General features: G+C 57.3%; 10 protein-coding genes. All 10 read right to left on the reverse strand.

The window, feature by feature from the left end:
• Positions 1-7 precede the first annotated feature (7 nt).
• A complete protein-coding gene (gene tssG, locus PSH90_RS26410) occupies positions 8-1,015 on the reverse strand; it encodes a type VI secretion system baseplate subunit TssG (RefSeq protein WP_056790879.1) in 1,008 nt (335 codons plus the stop codon).
• Positions 979-2,766 carry a type VI secretion system baseplate subunit TssF gene (tssF, locus tag PSH90_RS26415; protein WP_256807608.1) on the reverse strand — a complete coding sequence of 596 codons (1,788 nt, stop codon included), beginning with the start codon at positions 2,764-2,766 and terminating at the stop codon, positions 979-981. Before tssF ends, tssG begins: the two co-directional genes overlap by 37 nt.
• A 69-nt stretch (positions 2,767-2,835) precedes the next feature.
• Positions 2,836-3,258, reverse strand: a complete 423-nt coding sequence (locus tag PSH90_RS26420) for a hypothetical protein (RefSeq protein ID WP_256807601.1) — start codon at positions 3,256-3,258, stop codon at positions 2,836-2,838.
• 7 nt (positions 3,259-3,265) lie between these two features.
• On the reverse strand, positions 3,266-3,679 hold the full coding sequence (locus PSH90_RS26425) for a hypothetical protein (RefSeq protein ID WP_064365134.1): 414 nt from the start codon (positions 3,677-3,679) through the stop codon (positions 3,266-3,268).
• A gap of 52 nt (positions 3,680-3,731) precedes the next feature.
• Positions 3,732-4,661 (reverse strand): DUF6402 family protein, encoded by a 930-nt coding sequence (locus tag PSH90_RS26430; RefSeq protein WP_256807599.1) that lies wholly within the window; start codon positions 4,659-4,661, stop codon positions 3,732-3,734.
• 12 nt (positions 4,662-4,673) lie between these two features.
• Positions 4,674-5,198, reverse strand: a complete 525-nt coding sequence (locus PSH90_RS26435; protein ID WP_122087903.1) for a PAAR domain-containing protein — start codon at positions 5,196-5,198, stop codon at positions 4,674-4,676.
• Positions 5,199-5,209: 11 nt separating this feature from the next.
• Positions 5,210-5,617 (reverse strand): type VI secretion system baseplate subunit TssE, encoded by a 408-nt coding sequence (gene tssE, locus PSH90_RS26440; protein WP_007920274.1) that lies wholly within the window; start codon positions 5,615-5,617, stop codon positions 5,210-5,212.
• A gap of 9 nt (positions 5,618-5,626) precedes the next feature.
• On the reverse strand, positions 5,627-7,102 hold the full coding sequence (tssC, locus tag PSH90_RS26445; protein WP_016772499.1) for a type VI secretion system contractile sheath large subunit: 1,476 nt from the start codon (positions 7,100-7,102) through the stop codon (positions 5,627-5,629).
• Between the two features lie 28 nt (positions 7,103-7,130).
• Complete coding sequence (tssB, locus tag PSH90_RS26450; RefSeq protein WP_016772498.1) at positions 7,131-7,634, reverse strand: type VI secretion system contractile sheath small subunit; 504 nt, start codon at positions 7,632-7,634, stop codon at positions 7,131-7,133.
• A 32-nt stretch (positions 7,635-7,666) separates the two neighbouring features.
• On the reverse strand, positions 7,667-9,229 hold the full coding sequence (gene tssA / locus PSH90_RS26455; RefSeq protein ID WP_056790892.1) for a type VI secretion system protein TssA: 1,563 nt from the start codon (positions 9,227-9,229) through the stop codon (positions 7,667-7,669).
• Positions 9,230-9,420: the final 191 nt, after the last annotated feature.

Consider the following 9,420-nt stretch of genomic DNA (forward strand, 5'->3'; position numbering starts at 1 on the left):
CACGTCCTTAATGAATTTTGCTGCCCAGGGTTACCACGCCGTCCGCTTTCTCGCGTCCCAGCCAACTGGTCCAACCGAGGCGACAGGCGTTCTGCTCACCGATGCGCAGTTCGCGGATTTCTTCCTGGCGCAGGACCAGGCGAATGTCGTAATCGAGCGGGTCACGCAAGGTGAACCGCACCAGCGCGCAGAGCGGCTGGTAGCCGAACCCGATCGGCAGGAATTCATGGAATCGCTGCCAGTCGAGTTCGGTGATGTGAATGCGGAATTTGCCGCTGCGGTCGCGCACGTGCTCGCCCAGCACCAGGTCTTCCCCGAGTACGCTGTTGGCGCGGCCCAAACGATTGCGCTGCTCGTCGAGAATTTCCACGCGGCGCTCGATGCACTGCTCGATGACCAGGTCTTCGTGCTTGAAGTAGTAACGCAGCACGGCTTCGATCAACGCCGCCGAGTGCGCCCGCAAGCTGAGCAAACCGAGGTACGGCAGCAGGCGTTTCCAGTTGAGTTCCTTGGCCTTGCGGATCTCGTCGCCGCCCAGGCCGATCAGCGCAAAGAGTTGCGCCGAGAACGGGTCGATCGCGCCGCTCTGGAAGCTCGCGCGGTAGCGGTACTTGCGCCAGATCGGCAGCATCAGTCGTTGCAGGCGATGGTGGAACAGGTCGAGGAAATTGCGCGTCGGGTTGCCGTCCTCGCTGTCGCCCAGGGCTTGTTCGCCATAGAAAGCTGGCAGCGGCGAACCGGAGCCGACCAGGCCGATCAGGTTGAAGCGCATGCGCGCGCGCATCTTGCCGTGCTCTTCGAAAAACTCGACGCGATCGACGTCGCTGCGCGGAAAGCCCAGGCTCGGGTTGGCCTGGAACTCGACCTGGTCGTACAGATCGTCTTCGCTCAGATGCGGGTGTGCCTCGCGCAGCCGGTCGATCACCAGCAGCACGGCCTGAAACAGCGAGTACTCGCGTATTACCTTGGTCAGCCCGCTTAAAGCAGGGGCTGCAGGCCCATACGTGGTGTCCATTGGTACACCTCTCCCTGTGTGCTTTTTACCCGCAGTTCATGGAATGAATTGAGACTGGCGTAAAGCGCGAAAAACTCGTTGAGAACCGAAGCGAAGACGAACAGGTCGCCTTCGCCGATATAGCCTTCCGGGTCGATGGTCAGTTCGGTGCGCAAACCGCGCACCGGCAGACCGCGATGCAGGCGGTCGACGTGGTGATGCTTGATGTGCTTGAGGCCGCCGAGCAGGCGCTTGCTGACCTTTTCCGCGTGCTGGTCGTAGTAGCGAGGCAGGTCGTAGGTTTCCAGAATCACCTTCAACGCATTGACGTCCGCCAGCGACAGATAGTTAAGCGACATGTTGCTGATCAGCTTCCACAGGAAGTCACGGTTCAGCGGCGGCGCGAAACTCGGAGTGGCCGGGGTGATGTTGCGGAAACTGAGGAATTCCGGGGTCTGCTCGCTGGCCATGCAGATGTCGCCGAGCTTGAGCTTTTTCGGCAGGTTCTGGTTGGTGCACATCAGCTCGATCGACAGGGTTTCGTGGGCTTCGGTGTGGCGGATGCCGAAGCTCAGGTAAGTGTCGAGGCCGTCATGCAATAAGGACGAACGCTGGCGAATGCTGTAATGCGGACGGCTGTTGGGCACGTCGAAACTCGGGTCGTGCTCGAAGGACTCGAACGGCACGTATTCCTGATAACCGAGACCGCCGGGCTTCCAGCCAGTGACGGTTTCCACCGAGAACACACCGCAGTTTTCCAGGTCGTATTCCGCTGGTAGCAACAGGTACTCGTCCTGCTTGCCATCGAGACGGATCGGCAGCGCGTCGTGCTCGAACAGATTGACGATCGGCGTGCAGAACAGCTTCACGTTATCGAGGGTCGGGCGCATGCGCATGATGCCGCTCTTGCGGATGTCGAAGCGCAGTTCGAGACCACGCATCTGCTTGAGCGTGTCTTCCGGCAGCGCCTTGAGAATGTCCAGACCGTTGACGTCGACGAACAGGAACTTGTCCTGGAAGGCGAAATATTCCTGCAGGTAGCGATAGCCACGGAAGGTGTTCAGCGGATACGGAATCAACGCTTCTTCTTCGGCAAAGCCCACTGGTTTGACCCGATCACCGGGAATCTTGAACGCCATCGGCTTGCCGCTGACGCCATCAATCGGCTTGCCGGCGGCGTCGAGCGGGATCAGCTCGATGCCGTCGAGGTTGCGCAGCAGGCTCAGGTAGAGCATCTGGCTGATGTAGCGCTCACCGGCAAAGTGCAGGCGCAACTTGCTCAGCTCCAGTTCCCCGAGGTGGCCGTCAGCGCTCATCTCCAGGCGCAGGCTGAGCAGCGAGCCATCGCCCTTGACCGAGTAATTCAGCGCGGCCAGATCCAGCGGCAACACTTCGGTCGGGTAGCACGTACGGAAGCGGCAGCGCACGTCTTCGATCGGCTTGCTTTCGATCGGCGTATCGCGCTCAACCAGCAGCGCCGGCCCGGAACGCTTGAGCGGATCAAACTGCAGAATGCTGAACGCCGGCAGCGGGCGCATGTAGTTCGGCCACAGCAGCTGCATCAGCGAATGGCTGAGCTCCGGCAGTTCGTCATCGAGCTTCTGGCGCAAACGCCCGGTCAGGAACGCAAAGCCTTCGAGCAACCGCTCCACATCCGGGTCCCGCCCGGCCTGCCCCAGATACGGCGCCAGCGCCGGACTACGCTCGGCGAAACGGCGACCGAGCTGGCGCAGTGCGGTGAGTTCGCTTTGGTAGTAGTGGTTAAAGGACACGGGGTACCTGCCTGGTAATGGAGCTCATGGAATTACCGACCTGTGAATTACGTTCAACGCCCGACTTGGTCATTGGATTGCACCTGCAGGCCGACTTGGCTGAATGCGACCTGTGATGTTTCGCAAAGCCCAGCGCAACTCGATGACTTGAGTGGTGAGGATCGCCAGCAACGTGACGCAACCTTGGGCCACGCCGTAGAACAGGGCTCTGAACGGGTTGTCGGGTAGCATCCAGAGCAGGATGAAGCCCACCATCAGAAAAAGGATGACCAGCTTGGCAACCAGATTTGGAGTCAGCGCAACGATCAGATTGACGCCCAGAAAAATGTAAAACAGTGAGTAAGTCGCAATTCCGATGGCGACGCCATGGGAGGTAAATCCGCCGTTAAAAAGCTTGTAAGCATGCACAACCGCGTAATTCAAGAATGCATAAGCCACGCATCCGAGGGCGTGGGTTAATAAACATAGGTCGAGACGGACGTAGCTATTCATACTGCTATCAGTTTTCCAGAATCTCGTAGGGTGTATTACTGATGAAAATATTCAGCCAGCTTTCTTCCCATTGCGGCATGGAAATTACAAAAGCCTTATCTTTCTTTTCGAAGGAGATCCAAGTAATTCCAACCTCAGCATCATCTTCAAATGTACGCATATCCAATGACTGAGTATCATACAACGGGGTTCGATATACCTTTTCTGGCTCTTTTGAATCGATAACTCTTAAATACGCCATGCCACCAAGCATGAAGATCCTGCCGACACGTACATTCTCAATTGTGTAGCGGCCCGAGGGACTAGCTGTAGTTGTACTTGCAGGATAATCCAGCATTGCGTTCAAGCAATAAACGAGCAACGCAATAAACACCAAGAGCAAACTGATAGGCACTAGCCATTTCTTTTTAAGCGTAGTCATTTTTTCGCCACACCCAGTTCGACAGCGGATTGTACACGAGTAAAAATGCGCATCATTTATTCCAAACATTAATAACTGTCGCGGGAACGTTTTGATATTGAACATCAGACAAAACCTGGAAATCACCGCCTTTTTTAAATTCCATCCGATATTTTACAAAGTGAGAATTTGTAATATAGAAATAACGCGAGCTCTCTATTTCCCTAAACATCGCCTGAGAATCTTCCGCACTGATATAGGGGTTTGAAGCGATGTCTGACTTCATCTGCGCTGCACCGGTATTTGCGGTGGCCGCATAGGCAGGGTTGGCTATACCATCAAAGTTCCAGAACCCCAATGGCTGACTGAAATTGTCATCCGGTGAGTCATTGAAGTCATACGCGTCCTCAGCATAAAACCCAATTCGCTCCACAAACAGCTGAATGCTATCTACGGAAATCACCAGTTTTCCTTCTGGAAATACGCGGACATTAAAGTTTGCCAGCGCAGCTCGCAACTCATCAGTCTTGTCTATCAGGCCAAATTTAACTGCTCGACTATTGCTGTATCCAAACTCTTCAACCTTCCTGGCGCTCGCAAACTTAAAAGGATAGACACCCGGCGCCGAGCCAAGATACTTATCTTTAATCTTCTTGCTTATATTATTACGACCTGCAGTATTATCCCAAGCAGACTTAAGCTCTTCAATGACAGCTTTCGCAGGTTCAAACTGCATCAGCCAGTCCATTTTTACGATAGTGTCATTCACGTAGGCGATGTCAGCAAGAGCAATATGGTCTTTGACCTCTTTACTCATCGCACCATCGGCGGTTGGCCATGGCGCGCCATCAAACCAGTGGCGCATAAGCTTCGCAGCAACTGGCCATTTCATCTTATCCATCGCATCAGGTATATCTGTGATTTTGAATTGACGGACAGCTGCAGACTTACCAGTTTGGTTACTGGCCGGCGTCAGACTTGATGCTATTTTCGTATCCGCCATAACAAAATCCTTTTATCCAATTACGACTTCAGATTGCTGTTCAATAGTCAACTCATAGGACTCCGCTATAGAGGACGAGATTTTTTGCGTCTTCCCGTCGGCTCCCGTGACCCCACTGATAACTTTCCCCGAGGCTGTTTTGAAGCTGTATGCCACTCCCGCCAGTGGCTTCCCAGAGTCCTGACAATTGATCACGTAGTGCTCGTTGAACGGCCATTTGATCTCCACCGGCAACGGCGGCACAAACGGTGCCGGCGTATGCGAATTGCCAATAATCACCGTGCCGGATCCAGCCGTAACCTTGTTGCCATGGGTCCCCACCGAATCAACCGTCGCGGCAGGCTTGCCGTTGATCAACACAGTGGTCGCCAAACCGCCCGACATCGCACCACCACACGCCGACGCATCGCCTTGGCGGGCGGCCGCGAGGCCGTCGAAGAATACGTCGCCGGAACCGGCGGCGATCGGGTTGGTGCCGTGGCCGGGGAGCGGGCAAGCGGTGGGGTCGGATACGCGTGCTGCGGGTTTGCCAGACATCGGGGATCTCCTTAGGTGACCTTGACTTGACCGCTGCCATCCAGGCGCGCGGAAAAACTGACCTGACGCTTGAACCCCTCGACTTCCAGCAGGCCTTCGATACTGAAGGCCAGGCGAAGTTGATCGTGGTCACGCGGCAGGGAAATGACACGCACATTGCTCAGGCGTGGCTCGTAGGCTTCGATGAAGTTTTCGATAGCCAGACGTGCCTGACTCAGGGAGTCGTGCAGGCTCAGACGCATGTCATTGAGATCGGGCAACCCGTAGTCGGCCAGCGTTTGCACGCTGCCGGCCCGGGTGCTGAGCATTTTGGCCAGATGGGCAGCCACTGACGCCATGGCACAAGCCTCAAGGCTGTTGCCCTTGCGTAGTTGTGCGTCGCCGTTGAGGCGTTCGAACAGGCTGCCGTATCCGTCCATGAGTCGCTCTTACTCTTTGTCCAGCTTGCCAACCAGCGACAGGGTGAAATCGGCACCCATGTACTTGAAGTGCGGACGCACGTTCAAGCTCACGCGGTACCAGCCCGGCTCGCCTTCAACGTCGCTGACGATCACTTGCGCAGCGCGCAGCGGACGACGGCCACGCACTTCGGCGCTCGGGTTTTCCTGGTCGGCAACGTACTGACGGATCCACTTGTTCAGTTCCAGCTCGAGGTCGGTACGCTCTTTCCACGAACCGAGTTGCTCGCGCTGCAGCACTTTCAAGTAGTGAGCCAGGCGGTTGACGATCATCATGTACGGCAGTTGGGTGCCGAGCTTGTAGTTCAGCTCTGCCGCCTTGCCTTCTGCGCTGATGCCGAAGAACTTCGGCTTCTGCACCGAGCTTGCGGAGAAGAACGCCGCGTTGTCGGAGCCTTTGCGCATGGTCAGGGAGATGAAGCCTTCCTCGGCCAGTTCGTATTCACGACGGTCGGAAACCAATACTTCGGTTGGGATCTTGGTTTCGATTTCGCCCATGCTTTCGAAGTGGTGCAACGGCAGGTCTTCAACCGCGCCACCGCTCTGCGGGCCGATGATGTTCGGGCACCAGCGGAATTTGGCGAAGCTGTCGGTCAGCTTGGTGCCGAAGGCGTAAGCGGTGTTGCCCCACAGGTAGTGCTCGTGGCTGTTGGCAACGGTTTCCTTGTACACGAACGATTTCACCGGGTTTTCTTCCGGATCGTACGGGTTACGCAGCAGGAAACGCGGCACGGTCAGACCAACGTAGCGCGAGTCTTCCGAAGTACGGAAGCTCTGCCATTTGGCGAATTGCGGGCCTTCGAAGTGGTCTTTCAGATCTTTCAGATCCGGCAGGCCGGTGAAGCTTTCCAGACCGAAGAATTTCGGCCCGGCGGCAGCGATGAACGGCGCGTGGGACATGCACGAAACGCTGGCCACGTACTGCATCAGCTTGACGTCTGGCGAGCTTGGCGACATGTAGTAGTTGGCGATGATCGCGCCCACCGGCTGACCACCGAACTGGCCGTATTCAGCGGTGTAGATGTGCTTGTACAGGCCCGACTGCATGACTTCCGGCGAATCTTCGAAATCGTCCAGCAGGTCTTCTTTGGAGACGTTGAGGATTTCGATCTTGATGTTTTCGCGGAAGTTGGTGCGGTCGACCAGCAACTGCAGACCACGCCACGACGATTCCAGCGCCTGGAAATCCGGGTGGTGCAGGATCTCGTCCATCTGACGGCTGAGCTTGGCATCGATCTCGGCGATCATGCGGTCAACCATGGCTTTCTTGACCGGCTCACCGTTGTTCTGCGGCTTGAGCAGCTCTTCGATGAACGCCGACACGCCACGCTTGGCGATGTCGTAGGCTTCGTCGTCCGGAGTCAGACGGGTTTCGGCGATGATGCTGTCGAGAATGCTGTATTCGCCGCTGGCGGCGCTCTTCTCTTGTGCTGCGCTAGTGCTCATTGTGTTGGCTTCCTTGGCTACTGGAGTCTCAGGCGTCCGGGGCTGCGGCGTTCAGGCCCAGCTCACCGAGTACGCGACCGCGGGATTCGTCGTCGGCGAGCACGCCTTCGATCGCTTTACGGAACGCAGGTGCGTTACCCAGCGGGCCTTTGAGGGCCACCAGCGCATCGCGCAGTTCCATCAGTTTTTTCAGCTCAGGCACTTGCTCGACCAGGCTGGCCGGGTTGAAGTCCTTCATCGAATTGACGCGCAATTGCACGGCCAGCTCTTCAGCCTCGCCATCTTCCTGAAGACGGTTCGGCACGCTCAGCGTCAGACCCAGCTCTTGCTTGGCCAACACTTCGTCGAAGGTCATCTTGTCGATGCTGATCGGCTTGCGATCTTCGATTTTGCGATCGTCCTTGCGGTGGGTGTAGTCACCGATTGCCAGCAGCTTCAGCGGCAGTTCAATCTCTTCCTGAGCTCCGCCGGTGGCGGGTTTGAAGGTGACGTTGATGCGTTCCTTGGGGGCTACCGAGCCTTCTTTGGCCATGGCTTTTCTCCTTGCGGTTGTGGCCCTGGGGCCTATTCGAGTACCACTTCGAGGTCGAGGTGGCACAGCCTGCGATAAATCTCTTCCTTGCTTTCACGTACGGCGTGGTTCTGCGGCAACAACTCGCAGCAACTGTGCAGCAGGTGCAGCACTTGCAATGCAAGATCGGGCTCCCAGGCGTGCAGGCCTGAGTCCTGTAATGTCTGATCGAGGGTTTCGAGCTGGTTCTTGGCCAGTTCGTATTTCTTGGCCAGGAAACACAGCCGCGCGAGGGTGAACTGCCAGAAGAAGCGTTCGCGGCCACCGTGGGCCGATTGCAGACCCTGCTTGAGAATCTGCACGGCCGGCTTCAAGCCTTCCTTGCGCAGAATCGGCTGGACTTCCTCGAGGGCTTTTTCCCAGGCCGGCTGGGTTTCGACGTTCTCGCTTTCGACCTTGCGCGGCGCGCTGGCGCTTTGCAGGTGCGGCATGACATTGGCGGCGATCCACGCCCGGGTGGACGGATCGGCAAACGGCGCGCCGTCATGGAAGCGCAACTCGATGATGCCCGGCAGGCGCTGAATCAAAAGCGCGAAGTGGATTTCCACTTCGCGCATGGCCAGCTCGGCGTTGAGGTTCTGGAGACATTCCCAGACCATCCTCTGGCCATCGAACCAGAACGGCGCCTTCGCCAGGCTCGCCTCCAGTTCCACCAGCAGGTCGGCGTATTTGCCCTGATCGAAACGGTCCTGATAGAGCTTGAGCTTTTCCAGCGGCAGACCGCGCAGCACGGTGATCTGCTCGGCGTTGCGCTCGGGCACTGCGTCGATGGTCATCCACAACAGCGTGCGATTGAGGCGCAGGGCACGCAGATCGGTAGCCTTCTGCTTGAGCCACCAGGCACACAACGGCCGGGCGCTGTCCTGCTGGGCGCGCAGGGCTTTGTGCGCATCCCGCTCGTTGTCGATCGGTGCGCCAGGAGTGAGCAGCTGGGTCGCGGCCTGCTTGACCTGCGCCACCGCCGCGCCCACCACGCCGGGCGCCGGCTGGTTGTCGGCGGCACGCTGGATCATGGTTTTCAGGCGGCGGGAGATCGGCAGCAGCAGTGGCGCGTCATCGCCCAGATGTTCAGTGCACGCGGCCTCAAGACCGGCCAGGTGCTCAGAGAGCTGCCGGAACATCGGCAACTGCTCTTTGATCGCAATGTTTTCGGTGATGACCTGCTCGAGACGCGGCACCAGCCAGCCGATCGCGGCGGCACGGGTGCGGGGTTTGAGCGGGTGGACGTCGGCCCAGTTGTTTTCCGACAGATGGTGCAGCAGACCGAGGCCGGCAAGCAGCCCGGGGAAGGATTCGCGCTGGTACAGCGACCACGTCAGCCAGGCGCCGACACGCAGATCCTTGGATTGGGTACGCAGCAGATTTTCACTGTTTTCGCGGATTTTCAGCCAGTCGATCTGCCCGCTTTCGTGCATCGACGAAGCCTTGGCCAGCTCACTTTCCAGCGCCTCGAACTCGCTCGAAAAACGAACGTCTTCGCCCGCGAAATTCTCTTTGGAAACAGAGACTTTTGCGAGTTCGAGGTAATGGGCGGAAAGTTTGCTTGAGTAGGACATCCATGGCCTTTATTAAGGATTACAGTCATGCGCGCGAATGGAGTTTCAGCAACGCGGGACAGTATCGAAGAGCAGTTCAGCGACTCATCCAATTGAGATGTGCTCTTTCAAGTGGGCGCATCGTAATCACTATGATGGCCACTAGCAAGCATCTGATTAAACAACAAGACGAACTGTTCATTGCGATCTGT

Origin of the sequence: Pseudomonas sp. FP1762 (assembly GCF_030687105.1) — a bacterium.
Taxonomy (GTDB): Bacteria; Pseudomonadota; Gammaproteobacteria; order Pseudomonadales; family Pseudomonadaceae; genus Aquipseudomonas; species Aquipseudomonas siliginis.

Excerpts from the sequence above, each read along its gene's own strand:
- tssG (WP_056790879.1), bottom strand. The coding sequence starts at position 1,015 with ATGGACACCACGTATGGGCCTGCAGCCCCTGCTTTAAGCGGGCTGACC.
- PSH90_RS26420 (WP_256807601.1), bottom strand. The coding sequence starts at position 3,258 with ATGAATAGCTACGTCCGTCTCGACCTATGTTTATTAACCCACGCCCTC.
- PSH90_RS26425 (WP_064365134.1), bottom strand. The coding sequence starts at position 3,679 with ATGACTACGCTTAAAAAGAAATGGCTAGTGCCTATCAGTTTGCTCTTG.
- PSH90_RS26430 (WP_256807599.1), bottom strand. The coding sequence starts at position 4,661 with ATGGCGGATACGAAAATAGCATCAAGTCTGACGCCGGCCAGTAACCAA.
- PSH90_RS26435 (WP_122087903.1), bottom strand. The coding sequence starts at position 5,198 with ATGTCTGGCAAACCCGCAGCACGCGTATCCGACCCCACCGCTTGCCCG.
- tssE (WP_007920274.1), bottom strand. The coding sequence starts at position 5,617 with ATGGACGGATACGGCAGCCTGTTCGAACGCCTCAACGGCGACGCACAA.
- tssC (WP_016772499.1), bottom strand. The coding sequence starts at position 7,102 with ATGAGCACTAGCGCAGCACAAGAGAAGAGCGCCGCCAGCGGCGAATAC.
- tssB (WP_016772498.1), bottom strand. The coding sequence starts at position 7,634 with ATGGCCAAAGAAGGCTCGGTAGCCCCCAAGGAACGCATCAACGTCACC.
- tssA (WP_056790892.1), bottom strand. The coding sequence starts at position 9,229 with ATGTCCTACTCAAGCAAACTTTCCGCCCATTACCTCGAACTCGCAAAA.